The organism is Priestia sp. LL-8, from assembly GCF_036227845.1.
In the GTDB taxonomy this organism is placed as follows: Bacteria; Bacillota; Bacilli; order Bacillales; family Bacillaceae_H; genus Priestia; species Priestia zanthoxyli.
In genome coordinates this window covers 3,101,146-3,123,379 of the sequence record NZ_JAZAQH010000001.1, presented here as the reverse complement: position 1 = coordinate 3,123,379, position 22,234 = coordinate 3,101,146, and the positions used below count along the sequence as shown (strand labels likewise).

Genomic DNA, 22,234 nt, shown 5'->3' with positions numbered 1-22,234 from the left:
GGTGAAAAGATGGAAGCTTTTAGAAAAAATAAAAAAAGACCTGTTTTGGGGAAACAGGTCTTTAGAAAGGGAGTAAAACTATGAAAAAATATGCTAATTGGCTTTACACATACTATCTTACCGCCCAATAGTGAAAAAACAGTGAAAAGAAACATCAAACAAAAAAGGACCTGCTCTGGGGAAGCAGGTCTTCACAAAGGAGTAAAACTATGAAAAAAATATGCTAATTGGCTTCGCAAGTACTATCCTATACCTTTATGGTGAAAAAATGATGAAAAGAGAAGCGGGATATAAAAAAAGACCTGCTTTGGGGAAACAGGTCATTAGAAAGGGAGTAAAACTATGAAAAAATATGCTAATTGGCTTCGCAAATACTATCCTATACCTTTATGGTGAAAAAATGATGAAAAGAGAAGCGGGATATAAAAAAAGACCTGCTCTGGGGAAGCAGATCTTCAAAAGGAGTAAAACTATGAAAAAATATGCTAATTGGCTTCGCAAGTACTATCCTATACCTTTATGGTGAAAAAATGGTGAAAAGAGAAGCGGGATATAAAAACGACCTGCTTTGGGGAAACAGGTCGTTAGAAAGGGAGTAAAACTATGAAAAAATATGTTAATTGGCTTCGCAAATACTATCATATATCTTTATAGTGAAAAGATAGTGAAAAGAACATTAGGATATAACTCCTGTTTTTCCATATTATAGATTTATCTCTCTTCAATAGGGTATACGTTCATTAGAATCGATATAAACTTGAAGAGTTGACAGGGAGGTAAAGATATGGAAAAGAAAAGCGAAGCAACTATGAACCAGCGCGTAATTCACCGCAGTCGAAATAGCTGGTCAGGCTTTTTGTTTGGGATAGGGTTAGTTGCTTTTATTGATGAAGCAGTGTTTCATCAGCTGCTTCATTGGCATCACTTTTACGATAAATCCACAACGGCCGCTGGTTTAGTGTCAGACGGCTTGTTTCACGCCTTCAGCTGGTTTGCTACAATCGCATCACTTTTTATGGTGGCAGATCTCAGGCGCCGGCACGGCTGGTGGATGAAAAGGTGGATAGGAGGAGTATTGCTTGGAGCCGGGGCGTTTCAGCTTTATGACGGGACCGTGCAGCATAAGCTTATGGGACTTCATCAAATCCGGTACGGAGTGAAGATTGCACCTTATGATATTACGTGGAATGTACTTGCATGTTTGATGCTGCTTATTGGGATCATTTTAACATGGTTTACACGTAACCAAGGTGCACATCATGATTAAATATGGAGTACTATCTCAGCTTTTATTAGCTCTGCCTTTTGTCGCTGCCTTTTTTTTATACATGTGGGCTGTATCGACTTCAAATGCAGCATATAGAAGATGGTCATTATATAGGAGGTGTAGCTGGACACTTGGTATTTTATGCGCCATATCTTCTGTAGCAGGACCGCTCGCAGCTCGTGCTCATATGGACTTTACCGCGCATATGACGGGGCACTTGCTTTTAGGTATGCTAGCTCCGCTTTTAATGGCGTTAGGAGCACCTCTTACGCTGCTGCTTCGCACGCTTCCGGTTCATGCAGCCAGAAAAGTGTCAAAACTTTTAAAAGGACGGTTTGTTCGGTTCATCAGCAGTCCGGTGACAGCTTCTGTTCTTAACGTAGGAGGACTTTGGATTCTTTATACAACAAGTCTGTATGGAATGATGCATCATTCTTTTTTCGTGCATGTCGCTGTACATATTCACGTATTTTTAGCCGGCTATTTATTCACCGTGTCAATGATTTCAATTGATCCTTCGCCGCATCAAAAAACTTTTATGCACCGAGCATCCGTATTGGTTCTTGCTCTTGCCGCTCACGGTATTTTATCAAAATATGTGTACGCTCACCCGCCTATGCACGTCTCGGCGGAAGGAGCGCAGCAAGGGGCTATGCTGATGTATTACGGAGGCGATTTAATCGACTTATGTTTAATTGTGCTTCTTTGTTATGAGTGGTTTAAGCGGGTTCAAAAAGTCTCTTTTACATAAAAAACGCGCAGAAAGCATGGTGCTTTCTACGCGTTTTTTAGTGAATGTTTCGTTTTTTAAAGCGTCCGCCGCGGACTTCGGTAATATCTGCAACGGCTAAAAAGGCAGTAGGGTCAAAATCTTCAACAATGGTTTTTAGCTTTGATTCTTCCAGACGCGTAATGATGCAGAAAATTACTTTTTTATCATCACCCGTATAAGCACCTTCACCGTGCAAATAGGTAACGCCTCGACCTAGACGCGCATTAATCGCATCGCCAATGTCATCGGAATGCTCACTGATAATCCAGGCTGATTTTGATTCTTCCAATCCTTCTACAACTGTATCAATGGCTTTGGCTGCAATGATGTAAGCAAGGATAGAATACATGGCGCGGTCCCACGTGAACACAAATCCTGCTGCTCCTAAAATGAAGAAGTTGAAAAACATCACAATTTCCCCTACGGAAAACGGAATTTTTTTACTAATTAAAATGGCAAGTATCTCCGTACCGTCAAGCGCTCCGCCGTAGCGAATAACGAGTCCAATTCCAATTCCGAGAATAATTCCTCCAAAAACGGTAGCAAGGAGAACGTCTGCGGTAAACGCGGGGACTTCATGGAACGCAGAAGTTAAGATGGATACAACCAGTATGCCAAAAATAGTGGAAAGGGCAAATGTTTTCCCCATTTGCTTGTACCCAATAAATACAAACGGAAGATTTAGTACAAAAAGAAAGATTCCTAGATTTACGCCGGTAATATGCGAAAGCATGATGGAAATACCGGTAATTCCTCCGTCGACAACGTGGTTTGGAACAAGGAAAATTTCAAGTCCTGTGGCCATGAGCAGGGCACCGATGGCGATGGCGATGGCCCTTCCAAATACCTGTCCCTTGGACAGCTTTCGGTGCTGAATTTTCGCTTTTTCGAGTTCTGTCATTTGCATGTCTCCTTTGATGTCTCCTATGTATTTCTCACTTTAGAAAAGTGAAACTATCTTTAATTATACCTTACTATGCACAATTAGTGGGGATAGACGGCTTAATTACTTGTTTCACTCTATAAAAAAAGCCTGCTTTAGAGTCATAAGCAGGCTTTTTAAGGAGTAAAACGATGAAAAAAGATCGTTGGCTTCACGGCTTTTACTATATAGAAACTTAATGAAAAAACAGTGAAAACGCCGGCATGTGCGGTAAGAAAATCGGGGATACTAGTTAAAAAAGGCCAAAAGGAGATGACGAAATGAGCGTGTGGATGATGTATAATCACTTGATGCATTCGCAAATCTTTTTAAGCAGCGTATTAATTGGCGGTATTCTTCTTGTTAGCGGAGGCTTTGTGTACGGGAGAATAATGAGCAAAAAGTGAACCTAATATTGCCACGGATAGGTTGTTAATGGAAGGTGCTCAATAGCTGCTTGGTTAATGTTATACTTGCTCCATAAGCTTAGCGTGGAGGTGTCAGCATGAGCAAGCATCATGATCTAACAGCATCATACGGAGAATCGTTAGTCACGTGTGAACATCAGTTTGAAGCTAGTTATTACTATCATCAAGTGCGCGAACAGTGCATGAATCACATTCATGAAATAAGCAAAGCGGTAGATGAATTTGTTGTTGATTTTACAGACGAAAGTTTAAAAATCTTAGAGCTGCTTTACTATGATTTAGAAGACGGCAATTGTTTTGACTATTTTTCGATGACAAAAGAAGAATTCGAAGAGTGCATGGGCGTATACTTTGGTGAAGTGGTTACGTCTACTATTGATGAAGCGCGCTGGGTTGTAAAAGAATATCCGCTTATGGAAAACAAGTATGTGACCGGAATTGAAAAAGGGAATCTTTCACTCATGTTTCCCCATGGCTTTTTTAACCATAAAGAGCGTCATCCAGAATGCGTTTTTACTCTTTATCATTTATATAAACAGCTGCAAAAATAGGAAAAAGGTGAACGTAAGTTCACCTTTTTTATTGTCCCAGCTTTATGGGAATATAAATATCCATTTCATATGTATCACTATATAAATTGCTGTGTATAGCTGTATTTACAATTTCAAGAGCAGGACCTTCAATCATGCTGTAAGGAGAATTCGGCAGCCATTTGTTCCAGATGCTGTTGTACGTCGACCCGAGCGATGTAATGGGACCTCTGTGTTTAAACTGCAGGTATGTAAACGAAGGAAACGTATGAACGCTCATACCGTTTGGAATACAAGCCGTATCAGTCACTTCTGTCCCTGCAATATAAAAATAATTTTCTTTTTTCGGAGCCATGCAAATGCCTGTAACCATATGAGGTTCTTTTGAAGAGGTAACCATTTCTTTTTCTTTAAATATTTGTTTCAAAAGATTCTCTTTTTGATACTCTCCGTTTTTTGCTATGCCTATCACTGAAAATCCTTCTTTATATACAACTTTACCTTGCATAATCCACCTCGAATTTTTCAAGCTCTAGCTTTTATTCTATCAATCATAAATTACTTTACCGTGATTGTAACATAATCTTAAGTAGATATCGATGCAGAAAATGGAACATTACAGTAGCCAGCTTTTGTGAATTAAGAAATAGTTTTAGCAAGCTGGTTGACGGAGGTCTTTGAACTCTTAGTCATGCAAAACAAAAGGTAAGTATATACTTTATTACCGTATATTTCATATAACTAAGAGGAGGGAAAGTAATGGGAGACGTAATTCAAAGCCAGCTGAATATATTTTCATCGCAATCTCAAAGCGTGCAGTCGTTGACTTACGGTTCTGAAACGAGCATTTTAACAGTAAATGCTGAGACGAAAAAAAACAATCAGAAGATGAAAATAGATGGGTTTGCTACAATTGAAGCAAACATTCCTCTTGGATTAACTAGCTATCAATACGGGGTAACACTTAGAGTATATAGAAATTCTCAGCTTTTGTTTTCACAGAATTTACAGCAAGGAGCTGCAGCCGTTCTAACACTATCATTTACTCAGCAAAATGCTCTTTCTTTTACATGGGTAGATACAGTAGCATCAATTGGTACATACACGTACTCAGTCAGAATGGAATTTTTTGTCCGGTCTTCAACTGGGGTGACCGTTCAAACGACTACCCGTGCAATTGCGATTACTACATAAAAACAGCGCCAGAATTCTGGCGCTGTTTTTTTACTGATGCAACACTTTATTTATATAACGTTTACGAAGAGTAAATCCGGGAAACTCCTTAATATAAGTCAAAATGGTAGCTAAACCAGTAGTCGTCTTGCACATTCTTTGTGTTTGAAGCGACAATATGCTCATGACCTTGTTCGTCCGTGGCAATCCAATTGTAGTTGATATCCATTTTAATCGGATACATATTGCCTTTTTTAAACAAAATAACGGGGGGAGTTACTTCAACAAACTCGTTTAGTTTTTTAACAACGTTTTCTTTACAGCGAATTAGCTCCATGTCTTTTTCTCCTTCGGTGTTATTGCACAATCATATTTTTTGCGTTGTGCACAATATATAATTTAAAATAACAAAAGTAAGTTTAGCACATTTTACAAAAAACAGAGAAATAAAAAGGAGCGATATCGATGAATGAACAAATTTTATTAGCAGAACGTCCAAAGGGAATGCCAACAAAAGATACGTTTAAATACGAAAAAATTGAAATGCCTACACCGAAAGAGGGCGAGGTACTTGTTCAAACACTGTACCTTTCTGTTGATCCGTATATGAGAGGACGCATGAACGATACAAAATCATATGTTCCTCCATTTGAGCTAAACGCACCGCTTGCAGGCGGCATTGTAGCACGCGTAACGGAATCAAAATCAGATCGCTTTAAAGAAGGCGATATCGTGACAGGTATGCTTCCTTGGAAACGCTATTCAGCGGCAGAAGCAAAAAACTTACAGAAAGTTGATCCAGAGCTAGCGCCAATTACAACGGCTATCGGCGTTCTTGGTATGCCTGGTCTTACAGCTTACTTTGGACTGCTTGAAATCGGTCAGCCAAAAGAAGGCGAAACAGTAGTCGTTTCCGGTGCAGCAGGTGCTGTTGGATCTGTTGTTGGTCAAATTGCTAAAATTAAAGGCGCACGTGTCGTCGGCATCGCAGGTTCTGAAGATAAAATTGCTTATTTAAAAGATGAGCTAGGATTTGATGAAGTGATTAATTATAAAAAAGGAAATGTGAAAGAAGCGTTAGAAGAAGCGTGTCCTAATGGCGTTGACGTTTACTTTGAAAACGTCGGCGGAGAGATTTCAGATGCAGTTGTTAGCTTATTAAATAAATTTGCGCGCATTCCACTTTGCGGCCAAATTTCACTGTATAACTTAGAAAAACAAGACGTTGGGCCACGTGTTCAAACACCTTTATTAATTAACAGTGCGTTAATGAAGGGCTTTATCGTAGCCGACTATGCAGACAAATTCCCTGAAGGCATTAAGCAGTTAGGCGAATGGGTGCAGCAAGGAAAAATCAAGTACAGCGAAAACGTTGTAGAAGGTTTTGAAAATGTACCTGAAGCGTTCCTTGGTTTATTTGAAGGAGCAAACTTAGGAAAACAGCTTGTAAAAGTAGCAGAATAAGCAAAAAACCTTGCGGGATCATTCCCGCAAGGTTTTTTTACATGGTTGAAGCCGTTTGTTGTTTCGCTTCTTCTTCAATATGTTCACCAGTGCGTTCGATTGGCGAGCGTTTATGATAGCGGCCAAGAAGTCCTGTCATGATGAAGATCCCAATTAACGAATAAAGCACTTGCACCACGCCAAATACCACCGTTGCAGAGCCGACAATCAGTACATCTGTTAAAAGCATTGTTTTACCTGGATTAATGCCAAATCGTTTATCAAGAAACACGCATAGCATGTTGATTCCGCCAAGAGAAGAGCCGTGGCGAAACAAAAAAATCAGTCCAATGCCGACGATAACGCCGCCCACAACCGCGGCTACAAGCGGATGCGGAAGTGCAAACGAAAAGTTGGCAGCTAATAAATCGGACATCACTGACATCAGGCTAACGCTGATGAAGCTTTTTATTGTAAACTGCAGTCCAATTTGCGTAAGAGCCATAAAATAAAACGGTAGATTGATGATAAAGAACAATACCCCAAATGAAATACCTGTTAAATGCTGCAGGACGATTCCAAGTCCTGCTGTTCCGCCAATAACGAGGTTAGAAGCGGTTAAAAATTGAATTCCGATGGCAACGCACAAACAGCCAAAGGTAATCCATCCCCATTGTTTTACGTGATTCATATCTCCATCCCCTTTTGTATATTTATACAATACTTTCGATAGAAAACACCGTCTTTTAATTCACAAAATCTATTTTACTATATATCTTTTTAAAAAAAAGCACTTTTGTGAGAGAATCTAACACAAGATAAAAAGTTAGATAATTCAGATTTATCAACTTCTTTCAAAGCAAATAAGTGATAAACCAATATGCTTCTAAAAAAAGATCAAAAAGAAAGAATGAGAAAACAAGATTTTGGAAAATGTATAAACAAATATTTGGATAATGGTTAAAAAAAGGGAGAAAAAATTAGTTAAAACGAACGATTGCAATAAAAAATAAAATATAATTCGTCTTTGTATTGATTTTTTGTTTAATTGAGGTAATATATAACATTATTGATGTGAAAATATGTAGAGATGGAAGTGGATGCAAAATGAATAAGAAATTATCAACGTTGACAGGGGTGGCTGTACTTGCTTTTTCACTAACAGCATGTGCCCCTCAGCAGGAAAAAGAAGTGTCTGCTGAGAAAAAAGAACCCGCTCAAAACCTAGCCGATCAGCAAATCATGGCGGACGCTTGGTACCAAACATCCGGCGAAATGAAAGCTTTGTATTACCAAGGCTATAATACAGGAAAGCTTCGTTTAGATGAGGCGCTTGCAAAAAGTACCGATAAAAAGCCTGCCATTATTTTAGATTTAGATGAGACCGTGCTTGATAATAGCCCATTTCAAGCTTCAGCCATCAAAACCGGCAAAGGATTCCCTTATAAGTGGGATGAGTGGGTGCAAGCAGCAAAAGCGAAAGCAGTACCAGGTGCTGCTGATTTCTTAACGTATGCGGATCAAAAAGGCGTAGATATTTACTATATTTCGGGCCGTACAACTTCTCAGCTTGAGGCAACAATTAAAAACCTAAAGAATTTACATATTCCTCAAGCAACCAAAGACCATGTGCTATTAACGGGTCCAAAAGATGAAGGAAAAGAAACGCGCCGTCAAAAAGTAGCGACGAATCATAATGTAGTCCTGCTGTTTGGTGATAACTTATCTGATTTTAGCGGCTTTGATAAAAAGTCCATTACTGATCGAAATAAGCTTGTAGAAGAGCAAAAAGAAGCGTTTGGCCAAAAGCTAATCGTGTTTCCAAATCCAATGTATGGAGATTGGGAAGGAGCTATTTATAACTACGACTACTCGATTTCAGACAAACAAAAAGATAAACTTCGCCGCGAACAGCTTCAGTATTTTAATTAAAAAAAGAGGCTGGGAAAAAGGGATTTTAACCTAAGTAAAAAACGAACCATTGATCAATATGTGATCAGGGGTTCGTTTTTTGTTATGGTGAATATAGTTTTATCTGTTTCGTTTCTTCCAGCAGTTGATTGAAGGGCAAGGCGAAGACTCCTGCGGGAAAAGCGGAACAGGTGAGACCCCGCAGAAGCGCAAGCGACGAGGAGGCTCAGCGGCCGCCCGCGGAAAGCGAAGTCTTGCACGGAAATCAACTGCGGTGTCATAAGCGGTTCAGTTCATGTATCTCAATTGTTCGTCTTTAGGCTGGATTCATTTCGTTATGTGTTCAACCTCTTTTTAATTTTTCCAATATAGTCAGTTCAAACGATAGCTTGTACAAATGATTCTACTTTTTAAGAAAGAAGCCAAGGAGCATAAGGAGCTTGCTTCCACTCGTGTTTTAACATGCCGTAAATCACAAGGTCGTGGTAGTGATCATATAGGTATTCACCTTCTCTGCAAATGCCTTCTTCTGTAAAACCTAGACGCGTAGGGATGGCTTTACTTTTTTCGTTATTAACGCCGCAGCGTATTTCGACTCGATGAAGGTTTAACGTATTAAATGCATAGTTCAGGCATCCGTGTACGGCTCTTGTCATAATACCTTTTCCTTGAAAATCATGTCCAATCCAATAGCCCAGACTTGTACTTTTGTTTCCCCAATTAATTCCGTGAAAACCAATCATCCCGGCGATTTCTCCGTAGTACCGAATGATGGCCTGGAACCCTTGGTTATTATAGTATTGAGCTCTCCATTCAGGGATGAGTTCATCATAGTCAGCAATACTTTGCATGCTATCTACCCATGGGAGCCATTCTTTTAGGTAAGGTCTTGACTCGTTAATAAGAGAAAGCAAGGGGAAAGCGTCAGTTGATTCAATCAAATGCAAACTAACTTCGTCATCAATTTTGTATTCAAACATACGAAAGCCTCCTGTGATGATGGGCCTGCTGAGATAAGCGTAGCGTGTAGGCAGTTCTAACATCTAGTTTTTCTTTATTCTACCACAAGTAATAGAAGGGAGAACGAGGAAGTTTAGGCTAAAAGTAAATAACGCATAAAGTCGATAGGATTTTAATGATTAAAAAAATTAATAATTGAAAGCACTTTTATCAATATTTTTACAGAAAAGAACCATATACAGTGATACAATGGAAGAAGAGATAAGGCGTTGTAATTTATACATACTTTATAACAAACATGATATTGGATTGATAAGCAGGTGGTAAAAACATGGATGTACAACTATTAATAACGGTATTTGCACTCGGGTTTTTCGGGTCATTTTTAGCAGGTATGCTTGGAATTGGAGGGTCAGTTGTTTTGTACCCGCTGTTGCTATTTGTTCCGCCTCTTGTAGGAGTGGGAATGTTCAGCGCGCACGAAGTAGCTGGTATAGGAGCCGTACAGTCGCTGTTTGCGTCTGTTTCAGGAGCTCTTGCTTACAAAAAGGGCGGCTATTTGAATAAACCGTTAATTTTATATATGGGTATCAGCGTCTTAGTTGGCAGTCTCATTGGTTCGACGCTATCAAACTCGTTTTCAGAAGGAATGATTAATTTCATTTACGGCGTGATGGCAACAATTGCTGCAGGATTAATGTTTATGCCCAAAAAAAATAATCCAGCGGCTGATTCATTCGAAGTGACGTTTTCAAAACCATTGGCAGCAGCTCTGGCGTTTTTAGTTGGAATTTGCGGGGGGATTGTCGGAGCAGGAGGCGCATTTTTACTCGTGCCTATTATGATTACTGTGTTAAAAATTCCCGTGCGCGTAACGATTGCAAGCTCATTAGCCGTAACGTTTATTTCGTCTATGGGAACAACATTCGGTAAAGTGATGACGCATCAAGTTCTTTTGCTTCCGGCGCTTATGATTATTGGAGCAAGCCTACTAGCAGCTCCAATCGGCGCTTTTGTTGGGCAAAAGACGAAGGTAGCGTCGCTGCAAATTATCTTAGCGGTCGTTATTACGGCGACTTCGTTGAAAATATGGTTTGATTTACTAATGAAATCTATTCACTAAAAAAAGCTGCCTTTTTAAGGACAGCTTTTTTATTTTGGTGTTGATGACACAAGGTGAGCGACTAAAATATAACGTTCAGGTGCTGAACCAACGTAGTTAAATGGATAACAGGTGCTGACGGTTAAAGTGGCTCTAGGCTTCGGCACAATAACGGTCCGGTCATCCGCATCAACGATTCGTACTTTGTTCACTTTATACGTGAAGGTGCCTGCTGCTGTGTTCACCACAAGCGAATCGCCTTCACCCACGTCGCCAAGCTTACGAAAAACCGTATCACGATGTCCAGATAGGACAGAATTATCGTTTTGACCAGGCAGTACGCTTCCTGCAAAATGACCGACGCCTTTTTCTAATTCATCTTCGTTCGTGCCGTGATAAATTGGCAGCTTAGCGTTTAATTTAGGAATATATAGTTCTCCCATTAAATCACCGATTTTTGGCTGTTTCGGATAAGACACATTTGACACTTTCGGCTTTTTTTCTGAGCTAGCAGTGCGAGAGTGTACCGCTTTTTTGGGTTCAACAGAAGAAGCTTCAGCAGAAGAGTCTGCTGTTGATGAGTCCTTGCTTTTAGAAACTGAAGCTGAGGCTGGTTCTTCTGTATCCATTGTTTTAAATGCCAAATAGCCTCTTGCAAATTTATAGGCGTTTGTGGTCGTAAACCAAAGACCAAAGCAAATGACGGCGGCTAAAAGGGAAAGAACAATCAACCGCTTTTTACGATTGATTGTTCTTCTTGTTTTTCTTGGTTCCATTTTATGCGCGTCTCACTTTACGGAAAAGAACAAAGCCAGCTGCTACAAGCACTAATCCAATTAATGTATTGGTTACATAATTAGAAGCCGTTTCCGGAAGTTTTGCACCTTTGACCGTTTTTTGTACAGCGCCATTCGTTTGTTTCTTCACAGGTTCTTGTTTCTTTTCTACTGCTGGTTTTTGCGCTTGAGCTGGTTTTGATACAGCTTCAGCAGATTTTTCTACTTCTTTTCCTGTGTCTGTGATGATATCAGAATTGAACATATCGCCTGTGATCACCATGTCTGCTAAAAATTTACCGTCTGTCGTATACAGAGAAATTTTTAGACTTGCATTTTTTAATTCTTCTAAGTTGATTAAATCAGTAAGAGATAGCGGTTTTTCATTTCCACCTTGTACAAGTGAAAATTTAGCGTCCAAATGGAAGATTGATAGCATTTCTTTATAAATAGACATTAATTCAGCGATTTGATCAGCAGATAATTCTGTTGCTGTATCAAAATCTTCGAATGCCGCTAAGCGCTCGCCTAATTGATCTAAGCGGTTAAGCGTTGCTTCATTTGAAAGCTCATCTTCTAACGATGTAAAATGTGCTTCGATTCGGTTTAACTCTTCTGAAGTTAAGCCTAATTCAGACTGCATAAATGATAGTAAGCCGCTTAAATCTTCTTCGCTTAATTCATCATCGTAAGAAGTGTCTTCTTCGTCATATGACTCATCATCTTCATACCAGTCATCACCTTCTAGATAAAAACCGACGTCATCGTATAAATCATCTAGGTACACATAGTCGTCTAAGCTTTGACCGTTCTCTTTTAATAACGCATTTAAGCTTGTTTTGTCTAAGTCAAAATCTGCATACACATCTTGCAGGTTATGTAAGTCAGCTGCAATCGGTTCACCTAAAAAATCTTCTAAATCTGCGATTGTATCGTAGTTTTCAAGACTATCGTCATACAGTGAAAGTGAATATTCAACGTCGTCTTTGGTTACTTCAAAACCTCGCGTTTGGCTTACCGATTTTAAATATTTGTTGAAGTCTGCGTCAAATGTTGACGCGGCTGCGAATGAAGACGTTGGAAATACGCCAACAAACAGCAGAAATGATAATAGTATTGCCCCCAGTTTTTTCATCAATTTTCTCCTTTTTTCTCCTTTTTTTTACGTTTTCTACAAGATTATATAGTAAGAGTTATAAATTTACAATATATACTTATATTATATATACCTTGAATATAGTGGTAATTTAAGGTATTTATAGAACTATATATTTTGAGAATACCACATGAAAGGGAGCGGAAAGCCCTAGGTAGAAAAAAGGGGAAAATAAAGAAAAAGGTTTATATTTTTTTTGACAGAGCAGAAATATAAAGAAACATCAAAAAAGAACAGCACTTAGAAGCTGTTCTTTTTGAAATGATATGTAAGCCTTAGCATAGATAGTTGAAATTCGATACCGTTCCGCTTTAGAAAAAGGTGGTTACGAGTTATGATTTTAGTAAGGATAGTGAAGAAAAGTGAGAGCGCGGTTTTGTCAGCTCTATTTTGATTCCTTTTAGCCTTAAACGTTCTACAAACTGTTTGCGTTTTTTTCGCTTTTCATGCGGGGATTGATTCATATTTGCCTCATCCTCCATATTTAGTCAAGTAGCTAACATATCATTATCATAATCAAAAGATGACGGTTACACAATAAACATTCTCAAATATTCACAAAGATTTAAAATTTGTTACATTGATAGTGTACTTGTACCCGATTCTCCGTTTTTATAACATCTCAATGTGCTGGTTTTAAATTCAGGGTTTGTGGCCCCTGTCATATATCAAATTGTAATTAAAGCGAAGTGGTTACATAAAAAAGAAACCCTTATTCATTAAGAGTTTCCGCAGCTTTTACTTATTAGCATCAAGGCCAGTTTTTATTTTGTTTTATTGATCTTCTGGATCTACCTCAAGGCTTTCAACTTCGTTACTCTTTTTTACTTCTAATCGTACGACTTTATTTTTATTATCTCCAGACATATTATCATTATCTAGCTCAAAGTCTTTCGCTTTTTTATAGGTCTTTTCTCCGCTAGATACTTTTATGGTGAGGTTATTATCTGTTTCATTCGTTAATTGTCCAATAACGCTGTAATCTCCGTCAGATTCTTTTTCATAGATACCGTTTGAATCAGCTTTTGCTAGAGCCGTTAGTTCTAAGCTTTCAGCATTTTGATCTTTAGCATTAATTTCTACTTTCACCTGTTTTCCATCGATGTTTTTAGGTGTATCTTTTTCTTTCTTAAACGAATTCCTCTTAAGTATCTTCACTTTTTTATCATCAATGACAAGCGTTAACTCATCGTTGGTTTCTTTGTCTAAAGTTCCTACTAAATCAAAGTCTTCATCTTGCTTACTGTCAGGATCTTTAGAATACTGCTGTAAATTTGATTTGTTTTCAGAGGAGGTGCTTTCATTTTGAGATGTATTTTGAGATGAATTATCTTGATTAGAGCAACCTGTCAAAGATCCTGCGGCTAAAGCTCCAGCTAATGAGAGGGATAGTGTTAACATTTTTTTGTTCATATGGTTTATTCCTCCTTTTTTACTTATAGTTAATATTACCTTTCTACTACAGAAGTAAACAGGCATAATTTTGACGTAATGTCTCAACAAATGAACACGCAGACTTTTATATTTTGATTCCTTTTGTTTAAAAGCTATACTGGTAATGCGTGTAGAAAAGAGAAAAACGAGATTGTATATCTCATCTATTCGTATACAAAAAAGAAAGAGGGATTTTGATGAAAACAGAACAGCAGTATTTTGAAGAAGGAAAATCAATTCAAACATATATGAACGACATGAGTACATTAAAAGAGGAAAGTTTAGCTGTTTATGAACAATTTCAGCTTCCTAAAGATGGACTGGCTGACACCCTAAAGGCTCATCAGCTTCACTTTTTAGCGATTACGGAAGATTGGTGCGGAGATGCGATGATGATTAACCCAATCATTCGTAAAGTAGCTGAAGCTGCTGGTATCGATGTGCGCGTTGCACTGAGAGATGCGGACACCGAATTAATTGACCGTCACTTAACAAACGGCGGCCGTGCTATTCCGATTATTTTAATTTTCAACAATGAAGGAGATTTACTGGGAAAATGGGGTCCTCGTGCTCCTGAAGTTCAGCAAATCGTGGATGAGCTTCGCGCCGAGCTTCCTTCAAAAGAAGATCCTTCGTTTGAAGAAAAGCAAAAAGAAGTCTTTTCTGCGTTACGAACAAGATATAAAGAAGAACCGGCTCTTTGGTCGTATGTTTATAACAGCTTTAAAGAAACAGTGTTAGCTGTTGTAAAATAATTTAAAAAAGCAGGGTAAAATGAGCGCTTCATTTTACCCTGCTTTTTTTTCTAGTTATTGCAACAAGATCGTTTGTAGATCACTTTAATGGAAAGGCTGCTTTTATGAATATTAGTGTTCAAAACGCGCACTTTTAATTGGTAAAACGCACAAAATTCTAAAAATAAAAATATTTTTTATTCAAAACGCGTACTTTTTTAACTTGATGATGATATAATAGCAAATAATAAATGAAGAAGGGGGACGCATGAATGAATGTAAAAGCTTCTGGTCATTATTTTTAAACAGGATTTTTAGAGTTCGCAATGAATTTTATTTTTTATTCAATGAAAGCGCTTAATAACTCACTTCTCAGAATATATAGAAGAAAGGTGTTAGATACATGAATAACTTACATAGAAAAATGGGAACGTTTTCTCTCATGATGGTCGGCCTTGGATCTATTATTGGATCAGGATGGCTGTTTGGGGCATGGAGAGCTGCTCAAATTGCAGGTCCCGCAGCAATTGCTTCTTGGATTATTGGAATGGTTGTTATTTTATTTATAGCTCTTTCTTACAGTGAACTAGGATCGATGTTTCCAGAAGCAGGAGGTATGGTTAAGTATACGCAATACTCACACGGCTCATTTCTTGGCTTTATTGCGGCTTGGGCAAACTGGATTGCCATCGTATCAGTTATTCCTGTTGAAGCGGTTGCCTCTGTTCAGTATATGAGTTCATGGCCGTGGGAGTGGGCGAAATGGACAGGCAGTTTAGTAGAAAACGGGATTCTTACTGGAAAAGGCTTGGCTATTGCTACAGGACTATTAATTATTTATTTTCTTTTAAATTATTGGACCGTAGGCTTATTTTCGAAAGCTAATTCACTTATTACCGTTTTTAAAATTGTGATTCCAGGGCTTACAATTGGTGCTCTTCTATTCGCAGGATTTCACGGCGGAAACTTTTCCTCTGCAGGAGGCGTTGCTCCAAATGGATGGGCAAGCGTTTTGACAGCAGTTGCTACGTCTGGGATTGTGTTTGCTTTTAACGGTTTTCAAAGCCCTATTAACATGGCCGGAGAAGCGAAAAATCCGGGTCGCTCTATTCCGATTGCAGTAGTAGGCTCTATTTTAATTGCGACCGTAATCTATGTATTGCTTCAAATTGCGTTTATTGGAGCGGTAAATCCTTCAGAAATCGTAAAAGGATGGAGTCATCTTAACTTTAATTCGCCGTTTGCCGATCTAGCGATTGCGTTAAATATTAACTGGCTTGTTATTGTTTTATATGCCGATGCTTTTGTATCGCCATCAGGAACAGGTATTACGTATACAGCTACCACGTCACGCATGATCTATGGTATGGAAAAAAATAAATACTTGCCGAATATACTAGGACGAGTTCATCCGCTTTACGGCGTTCCTCGTCAAGCCATGTTTTTTAATCTATTTGTCTCATTCATCTTTTTATTTTTATTTAGAGGCTGGGGAATCTTAGCCGAAATTATTTCTGTAGCTACGTTAATTTCATATCTTACCGGTCCCATCACGGCTATGACGTTAAGAAAAACGGGGACCGAGCTTTATAGACCTTTACGTATAAAAGGGCTAAACGTAATAGCGCCTCTTGGCTTCATCTTTGCTTCACTTACTCTTTACTGGGCAAGATGGCCGTTAACTGGACAGGTATTATTTATTATTTTAATTGGTTTGCCCATTTATTTTTATTACCAAGCAAAATCAAAATGGAAAGGCTTTGGTCAAAACTTCCGAGCTGGCGTTTGGATGATTGTCTACTTATTATGTATGATGACAATCTCCTGGATAGGAAGTGAAAAGTTCGGGGGACTCAATATTATTAAATACGGCTGGGATATGGGTCTTATTGCAATTGTTGCACTTTTCTTTTATGCTTGGGCACTTAAAAGCGGGTACAAAACAGAGTATTTAAAAGAAGCAATCGATGTTAATAATGAAATGAAAGCAGCGGAAGCACAGACTGCCTCTGCTAAAGAACAAATCATAGAAAAACAAATTAAATAAGTAGTAAAAATGAGGCTGGGACAAAAGTATTTCAGTTGAAGTCAAATGCGAACTATTAATTATTTTTTGATTGGTAGTTCGTGTTTTTTTGTTGTTATGCTGAATATAGATTTCATGTATCCAATTTGTTTATCTTTAGATTAGATTGATTTAGTTATGTCCCAACCTCTTCTTTTGTGGATAAATTTTATTTTTTTGAATACTAGATAGTAAAAAATGCTATAATGGTGGGCAAAATCATGCAGGGGGAGAACGACTTATGGATATCGTATCAATCACTTCTTTTTTAGGCGTAGCCGCGTTGCTTACGGTTATGCCTGGTCCTGATAACTTATTTGTTTTAGCACAAAGCATATCAAATGGTAGATATGCAGGAATCTCCACTTCATTAGGGCTTTGTACGGGCTTGCTTGGTCATATAGCTGCAGCAACATTAGGTCTATCGGCTGTTATCTATCAATCGGCTTTAGCGTTTGCTATTGTAAAATACGCTGGAGCAGCTTATTTATTATATCTGGCTTATAAGACGTTTACAGCCAAAGATTCGGCTCTCGCTGTTGAAAACAAAGAAGCGGTTGAGTACAAGGTGCTATATAAAAAAGGAGTGATTATGAATCTGCTGAATCCAAAAGTTTCGCTTTTTTTTCTTGCTCTTTTACCTCAGTTTGTTAATCATTCAACCGGACACGCAACACAGCAAATGCTTGTTTATGGAGCTGTATTTTTAGTTCAAGCGCTGATTATTTTTACGTTAATTAGTCTATTTGCAGGAAAAGTAGGGGAGTTTTTGCGAAAATCTCCGGCGCTGTCTAAGCGGCTTAATCTCGTGCAAGGCTCTATCTTTACGCTTATTGGCTTAAAAATTGCTTTTAGTGAGAAATAGCAAAAGATAAGATGGCGAACCTGCTTTTTATCTCTATTAAAAGGCGTGGACGTAGGTTAGTTAAAAGGAGATCCGAACGATAAATCCAATTCGTTCGGATTTTTTATGTTTATGGTAAAAGTAAGTTTCATGTATGTAGTTGCTTCTAGCTGGAGATACGTTTTATAGCATCGCGAAAAAATACAGCATGACCGTTCAGCAGCTGTAGGATGCAAACCCCAGTGTAGATCCTACAAAACTGCAAATTGGGCAGCAAATTATCATTCCCGCTGTTTAATATCAATAAATAAAAAAGATGACACGGCAGCGTGTCATCTTTTTTATTATTGAACTAATCTTACAAGCATATGGGCAAGGTGATGCTGTTGCTCTTCGTTTCCAACCTTCCACAGTTCGTGAAGCAGGTTTTCCTCTCGGTTGCGCGGCTCTTCATGCTTAGCGAGATAATCAGCTACTTTCTGAGCTGTTTTAGCCAGCTGTTCCTCATTCATCCCTAACTTTTCACCTTTTGAGACCTTGTCCCCTAGATAACTTTTAAATCCTTCGAAGCTAGAGAGAATATCCTCTTTTTTCTCCTCGCTCATAGAATTAATGGCTCCTTCAACTTTTGCTGAATGATTTGTTTCTACAGAATTACTCATAGTTTTTTTCTCCTCTCATGGTTATATTTGGGTGTTAGAAAGCATATTCCCCGAGCATTCAGTAAATAAACGTCCAAATGTGTTATTTTTACATTATGGCGTTTTACAAGGACTTAAAAGGGGAGGTCAAACGAGATTTTACCAACAAATAATAAAATGACAAAAAGACTTTGGATGAAGAGACCAAAGTCTTTTACTAATTTTTATGCTGAAGCATCATACCTCGGGCGTAGGAGTAGGCTTGGCATAGCCTTCCTTATATTTATGATCAATTTCTTGACGAATGTCTTCGATGCTTTTGCCTTTGCTGTAGTCTACTACAGCTTGAGCCGCTATTTCTAAGCAGACACCGCATTTTGTTCCGTGATCATCCCACGTCACTGCGCCGTTTTCTTTGTTTTCAAAGATAAAACAGTCGTAGTTGTTTTGATGATTAGCTTCTTCTCCACATCCGCAGTAGCAAGGAATGTTTTCTAGTAAGGTTTGATGCTTAGCAGCGGCTGCATAAATAAGCTGCATATCTTCGGGCTTGTCACTCAGAAAGGAAGGGAGAGTTTCACTATTTTTTGTTTCTTCTCGTTTATCCCCTAATGTGTGCGCCTGATGTTCTTCATGCTGTGTTGTTTCTGTATGTTTGCTAGCTGAACTTTCTTTACTTTCGTTTCCGCAGCCGGACACCATGCCTGCTGCAAGGACAACTGTTATGACCTTTGATTTCATCATCAAAATGTTCATCCTTTCTTCAATTAAAGCTAGACAATGATATGTACATCCATCATGTTAAAGTGACATAACTAGTCTTTGAAGTCATTCATCAACTTTTTGCAAAATAATTTTCCGATACATACCTTTCAACATCACGCTTGAATTTTCCTTCAAGATAAGCTGATCTCGGCTTGCTTCAAGCATATGTTCAAAAGAGAGGCCAATATCTGTTCCTAGTAATTGTACGAAGAGGCGGAATATTTTTTTAGGAAAAGCCGCGGATTTCTTTTTGGTTTCGAATTTATCAAAAATCAGGATTGTTCCCTTAGGCTTTACTACTCTTGTCATTTCTTTTAAAGCTTGCTCAGCATCAGGTACTACGCTAAGAATCAAGCTTGCTACAACAACATCAAACGAAAAAGAGTCGAATGTTAGCTGCTGAGCGTCCATTTGGTGGAAAGTTATAGACGGGTTTTTGTATTTATCTTTTGCTTTTTGAAGCATTTCACTGGAATAGTCAATGGCTGTTACATTTACTTCATGAGGAATAAAAGCTAAATCGGCACCCGTTCCAACACCTACAAATAAAATGCGCTGCTCAGACGAAAAGGGGACATCTTGAAAGACTTTTTTTCTAGCTCGATAAAACATCCCGTTATTAAAAAAAACATCATAAAAAGGGGCCCAGCACTTATAAATAAATTGGTTCCAGCGGTTATTCACGTAAACCCTCCTAGAAAATAAGCTTTCCAACGCATGCTGGAAAGCTTATGGATTCCATTTATTTTTTCATTTTGAGTAAGCGAAGGCTGTTTAAAATAACAAGTAGCGCTGCTCCTGTATCGCTTAAGACGGCAATCCACAGAGTAAGCCACCCTGGGAAGATAAAGGCTAAGGCAATGACTTTAACAATAATAGAAAACCAAATGTTTTGTTTGATAACAGCTAACGCTTTGCGACTTAGCTTCATTGTATGAGGAAGCTTTTCTAAATTGTCTGCCATCAAGACAATATCAGCTGTTTCCATGGCTGTATCAGTACCAGCACCGCCCATTGCAATGCCAAGATCAGCAGTAGCAAGGGCAGGGGCGTCATTAATTCCATCTCCAACCATAGCCGTTTGATACCCTTCATGTTGAAGCTGCTGTATGGCCTTTACTTTGTCTTCAGGCAGCAAATCAGCGAAATAACGGTCTACCCGAGACTGAGAAGCAATCATTTTAGCTGTTCCTTCGTTATCACCGGTTAACATCACAATTTGCTGCATTCCGTTTTGTTTGAGGCTTTCTAAAGCAGATACGGTTGTATGTCTGATAGTATCAGCTACGCTAATGATGCCTAGAACACTTTTAGCTGTTCCGACAATAATAATCGTTTTACCTTCGTTTTGAAGCTTTTCAATATGAGACCAGCAGTGGGATAGAGGTGTTTCTAAATCTGAGAATAATTTTGCATTACCTGCGTAATAAACCGTTTCTTGAATTGTTGCTTGCACGCCTTTTCCTGTAAGGATTTTAAAATTTGATCCTTGTAAAGAACCCACTTTCTTCTCCGCTGCATAATCCACGATAGCGCGAGCAATAGGGTGATTCGAATAATCTTCAAGCGTTTTGGTTATCGCTAAAAGCTGGCTTTCTTCAGCAGCAAGGGAAACAACTTCTGAAACGGCTGGTTTGCCTTCTGTCAGCGTTCCTGTTTTATCAAAAGCAATCGCATTGATTGCACCAGCTTTTTCTAAAAACGTTCCGCCTTTGATGAGCACGCCATTTTTCGCCGCATTTCCAATCGCAGATACAATGGCGACGGGAGTAGAAATGACTAGCGCGCATGGACAAGCCACAACTAATAATTCAAGCCCCTTGTAAAACCACTCGCTCCATGCACCATCAAACAGGGGAGGGATGATCATAATGAATAAAGCTAAAATAAAGACAATAGGTGTGTAAATGGTTGCAAACTTATCAACAAATGCCTGAGTAGGCGCTTTTTTCTCCTGTGCTTCTTCCACTAAATGAATAATTTTAGAAATCGTCGTATCTTCGACTAGCTTTGTTACTTTAATTTCTAAAGATCCGTTTTCGTTAATGGTGCCTGCATAAACAGCATCACCGATTGCTTTATCAACTGGAATAGATTCACCTGTAATAGGAGCTTGGTTGATACTGGATTCGCCGTTTATAATTTCACCATCTAGCGGAATTCGGTCTCCTGGCTTTACGACAATCGTAGTGCCGATTGAAATATTTTCCGCTGCTTTTTTAATCATCTGGCCGTTTTCTTTTACCCATGCTTCAGAAGGAGCTAAATCCATCAAACCTCGTATCGAGTTTCTTGTTTGTTCAATCGACCTTGTTTGCAGAGCTACACCTAAAGCAAATAGCCAAACGACGGTAGCACCTTCAAGCCATTCACCAATAACAGCTGCCCCAAGTGCCGCAACGGTCATTAAAACATTCATGTCTAAAGAACGGCTTTTGATTCCGTAATAAGCACTTTTAGCCGGCTTATACCCGCTAACAATCATGGCAATGGCGTACAGTACAGTTGTCATATAAGAAGCAATTCCTGTATGAGAACCGATAAAACCTAATGCGATGAGAATACCCGAAAAAACAATCGGTCCATTTTGGCCTTTATGGTGCCGCGACTCAGCAGACTGCCTGCTGCTGGTTACTAGAGTAGCGGTATACCCAGCTTTAGATACTTCTTTAATAATGTCATCCGCTTCGTTATCGTGCTCAATTTGTGCTTTTCCCGTTGAAAAGTTAACGTGTACATCTTTGACAGCAGGAATTGTTTTTAAATGATTCACAATCGTGTTCGCACAAGCCGCACAGTCCATTCCTTCAATCAGATACGTTTTCATTTTCTTATTTGATTGGATAGGCTCAATGTTAAACCCTAGTTTTTCTACTGAGGTTGGAATGAGTGACAGAGCTGACTCACTTGCCGCCGCTACCTGGAGCTTCCCTGTATTATAGTTGAGGGTTACGTGTTGAATATCGTTTAATGTTTTTAAACTTTTTTCAATCGTCGCGGCGCAGGAAGGGCAATCCATTCCATATACGCGGTATTCAGCTGTTTCTTCTATGTCACTGCCTGTTGCTATATCGTGATCACTGCAGCAAGAATGCTGGCCTTTGTCGGTCGTTAACGCAATTGTATCTGAACAGCAGCTGTGACTGTGTTCATGACTCTTTGTGCCGCAGGAAGAAGGCTCTTCAGCAGATGCGGCTTCTGAAGAAGAGGAGCAGCAGGCCTTGCTTTCAATTTCTGGTGAAGAAGATCCGCTGCAGCAGCTTCCGGTATGGTGATGATGTTTTTTATCTTCGTGTTTCATTGTGTCCCAC

At 38.9% G+C, this 22,234-nt stretch carries 24 protein-coding genes; 12 read left to right on the top strand and 12 right to left on the bottom strand.

The features are described 5' to 3' along the window. The first annotated feature begins 784 nt into the window (after window positions 1-784). Together U9R83_RS15925 and U9R83_RS15920 are read left to right on the top strand one after the other, a co-directional pair. Window positions 785-1,267 (top strand): DUF2243 domain-containing protein, encoded by a 483-nt coding sequence (locus U9R83_RS15925; RefSeq protein WP_014459310.1) that lies wholly within the window; start codon window positions 785-787, stop codon window positions 1,265-1,267. Continuing rightward, window positions 1,260-2,018, top strand: a complete 759-nt coding sequence (locus U9R83_RS15920) for a cytochrome c oxidase assembly protein (RefSeq protein WP_014459311.1) — start codon at window positions 1,260-1,262, stop codon at window positions 2,016-2,018. The genes U9R83_RS15925 and U9R83_RS15920 overlap by 8 nt, the downstream gene beginning before the upstream one ends. Window positions 2,019-2,055: 37 nt before the next feature. On the opposite strand, the gene U9R83_RS15915 is transcribed toward U9R83_RS15920, so the two are convergent. Then, window positions 2,056-2,940 carry a YitT family protein gene (locus U9R83_RS15915; protein ID WP_042992045.1) on the bottom strand — a complete coding sequence of 295 codons (885 nt, stop codon included), beginning with the start codon at window positions 2,938-2,940 and terminating at the stop codon, window positions 2,056-2,058. A 302-nt stretch (window positions 2,941-3,242) separates the two neighbouring features. On the opposite strand from U9R83_RS15915, the gene U9R83_RS15910 reads away from it, so the two are divergent. Continuing rightward, window positions 3,243-3,368, top strand: coding sequence for a hypothetical protein (locus U9R83_RS15910; protein ID WP_014459313.1), 126 nt, complete (start codon window positions 3,243-3,245; stop codon window positions 3,366-3,368). Window positions 3,369-3,466: 98 nt separating this feature from the next. Beyond that, window positions 3,467-3,940 (top strand): hypothetical protein, encoded by a 474-nt coding sequence (locus U9R83_RS15905; protein WP_226701364.1) that lies wholly within the window; start codon window positions 3,467-3,469, stop codon window positions 3,938-3,940. A gap of 28 nt (window positions 3,941-3,968) precedes the next feature. Here the strand turns inward: U9R83_RS15905 and U9R83_RS15900 are convergent, their stop codons facing one another. After that, window positions 3,969-4,427: a GyrI-like domain-containing protein gene (locus tag U9R83_RS15900; RefSeq protein ID WP_042992046.1), complete on the bottom strand. Its 459-nt coding sequence runs from the start codon at window positions 4,425-4,427 to the stop codon at window positions 3,969-3,971. Between the two features lie 251 nt (window positions 4,428-4,678). On the opposite strand from U9R83_RS15900, the gene U9R83_RS15895 reads away from it, so the two are divergent. Then, the gene (locus tag U9R83_RS15895) at window positions 4,679-5,113 is read left to right on the top strand and encodes a hypothetical protein (protein ID WP_028414441.1); all 435 of its coding nucleotides are present in this window, start codon (window positions 4,679-4,681) and stop codon (window positions 5,111-5,113) included. A gap of 88 nt (window positions 5,114-5,201) precedes the next feature. Here U9R83_RS15895 and U9R83_RS15890 read toward each other — a convergent pair whose 3' ends face one another. After that, on the bottom strand, window positions 5,202-5,429 hold the full coding sequence (locus U9R83_RS15890; RefSeq protein WP_013057853.1) for a hypothetical protein: 228 nt from the start codon (window positions 5,427-5,429) through the stop codon (window positions 5,202-5,204). Between the two features lie 128 nt (window positions 5,430-5,557). On the opposite strand from U9R83_RS15890, the gene U9R83_RS15885 reads away from it, so the two are divergent. Further along, complete coding sequence (locus U9R83_RS15885; RefSeq protein WP_209366996.1) at window positions 5,558-6,556, top strand: NADP-dependent oxidoreductase; 999 nt, start codon at window positions 5,558-5,560, stop codon at window positions 6,554-6,556. 37 nt (window positions 6,557-6,593) lie between these two features. On the opposite strand, the gene U9R83_RS15880 is transcribed toward U9R83_RS15885, so the two are convergent. Beyond that, window positions 6,594-7,226 carry a YitT family protein gene (locus U9R83_RS15880; RefSeq protein WP_014459318.1) on the bottom strand — a complete coding sequence of 211 codons (633 nt, stop codon included), beginning with the start codon at window positions 7,224-7,226 and terminating at the stop codon, window positions 6,594-6,596. Between the two features lie 416 nt (window positions 7,227-7,642). On the opposite strand from U9R83_RS15880, the gene U9R83_RS15875 reads away from it, so the two are divergent. Both U9R83_RS15875 and U9R83_RS15870 read left to right on the top strand, forming a co-directional pair. Continuing rightward, complete coding sequence (locus U9R83_RS15875) at window positions 7,643-8,467, top strand: 5'-nucleotidase, lipoprotein e(P4) family (RefSeq protein ID WP_226701363.1); 825 nt, start codon at window positions 7,643-7,645, stop codon at window positions 8,465-8,467. A gap of 124 nt (window positions 8,468-8,591) precedes the next feature. Continuing rightward, the gene (locus tag U9R83_RS15870) at window positions 8,592-8,729 is read left to right on the top strand and encodes a hypothetical protein (protein WP_014459320.1); all 138 of its coding nucleotides are present in this window, start codon (window positions 8,592-8,594) and stop codon (window positions 8,727-8,729) included. Between the two features lie 127 nt (window positions 8,730-8,856). Here the strand turns inward: U9R83_RS15870 and U9R83_RS15865 are convergent, their stop codons facing one another. Beyond that, window positions 8,857-9,426: a GNAT family N-acetyltransferase gene (locus U9R83_RS15865; RefSeq protein ID WP_013083913.1), complete on the bottom strand. Its 570-nt coding sequence runs from the start codon at window positions 9,424-9,426 to the stop codon at window positions 8,857-8,859. Between the two features lie 311 nt (window positions 9,427-9,737). Here U9R83_RS15865 and U9R83_RS15860 point away from each other — a divergent pair, with 311 nt between their 5' ends. Continuing rightward, on the top strand, window positions 9,738-10,529 hold the full coding sequence (locus tag U9R83_RS15860; protein ID WP_115654328.1) for a sulfite exporter TauE/SafE family protein: 792 nt from the start codon (window positions 9,738-9,740) through the stop codon (window positions 10,527-10,529). A gap of 29 nt (window positions 10,530-10,558) precedes the next feature. Here U9R83_RS15860 and U9R83_RS15855 read toward each other — a convergent pair whose 3' ends face one another. The 3 genes from U9R83_RS15855 to U9R83_RS15845 all read right to left on the bottom strand — a co-directional run bounded on the left by U9R83_RS15855 (window position 10,559) and on the right by U9R83_RS15845 (window position 13,853). Next, window positions 10,559-11,284, bottom strand: a complete 726-nt coding sequence (locus tag U9R83_RS15855; protein ID WP_014459322.1) for a class D sortase — start codon at window positions 11,282-11,284, stop codon at window positions 10,559-10,561. A gap of 1 nt (window position 11,285) precedes the next feature. After that, window positions 11,286-12,419, bottom strand: a complete 1,134-nt coding sequence (locus U9R83_RS15850) for a processed acidic surface protein (protein WP_115654327.1) — start codon at window positions 12,417-12,419, stop codon at window positions 11,286-11,288. Window positions 12,420-13,214: 795 nt separating this feature from the next. Beyond that, complete coding sequence (locus U9R83_RS15845) at window positions 13,215-13,853, bottom strand: hypothetical protein (protein WP_221781269.1); 639 nt, start codon at window positions 13,851-13,853, stop codon at window positions 13,215-13,217. Window positions 13,854-14,071: 218 nt separating this feature from the next. Between U9R83_RS15845 and U9R83_RS15840 the strand changes: the two genes are divergently transcribed. The 3 genes from U9R83_RS15840 (at window position 14,072) to U9R83_RS15830 (ending at window position 17,538) form a co-directional block, all read left to right on the top strand. Next, window positions 14,072-14,629, top strand: coding sequence for a thioredoxin family protein (locus tag U9R83_RS15840; protein WP_226555269.1), 558 nt, complete (start codon window positions 14,072-14,074; stop codon window positions 14,627-14,629). A gap of 382 nt (window positions 14,630-15,011) precedes the next feature. After that, window positions 15,012-16,655, top strand: a complete 1,644-nt coding sequence (locus U9R83_RS15835; RefSeq protein ID WP_221784216.1) for an APC family permease — start codon at window positions 15,012-15,014, stop codon at window positions 16,653-16,655. A gap of 259 nt (window positions 16,656-16,914) precedes the next feature. Continuing rightward, window positions 16,915-17,538: a LysE family translocator gene (locus U9R83_RS15830; RefSeq protein ID WP_013057840.1), complete on the top strand. Its 624-nt coding sequence runs from the start codon at window positions 16,915-16,917 to the stop codon at window positions 17,536-17,538. A 323-nt stretch (window positions 17,539-17,861) separates the two neighbouring features. Here U9R83_RS15830 and U9R83_RS15820 read toward each other — a convergent pair whose 3' ends face one another. From U9R83_RS15820 to U9R83_RS15805, 4 genes are all read right to left on the bottom strand, one after another. Then, window positions 17,862-18,179, bottom strand: a complete 318-nt coding sequence (locus U9R83_RS15820) for a DUF3243 domain-containing protein (RefSeq protein WP_014459329.1) — start codon at window positions 18,177-18,179, stop codon at window positions 17,862-17,864. 216 nt (window positions 18,180-18,395) lie between these two features. Next, window positions 18,396-18,902, bottom strand: coding sequence for a PCYCGC motif-containing (lipo)protein (locus U9R83_RS15815; RefSeq protein WP_115654323.1), 507 nt, complete (start codon window positions 18,900-18,902; stop codon window positions 18,396-18,398). Between the two features lie 84 nt (window positions 18,903-18,986). Beyond that, window positions 18,987-19,607, bottom strand: a complete 621-nt coding sequence (locus U9R83_RS15810) for a class I SAM-dependent methyltransferase (RefSeq protein WP_115654322.1) — start codon at window positions 19,605-19,607, stop codon at window positions 18,987-18,989. Between the two features lie 58 nt (window positions 19,608-19,665). Next, window positions 19,666-22,224, bottom strand: a complete 2,559-nt coding sequence (locus U9R83_RS15805) for a heavy metal translocating P-type ATPase (RefSeq protein WP_226555272.1) — start codon at window positions 22,222-22,224, stop codon at window positions 19,666-19,668. Between the last annotated feature and the right edge of the window lie 10 nt (window positions 22,225-22,234).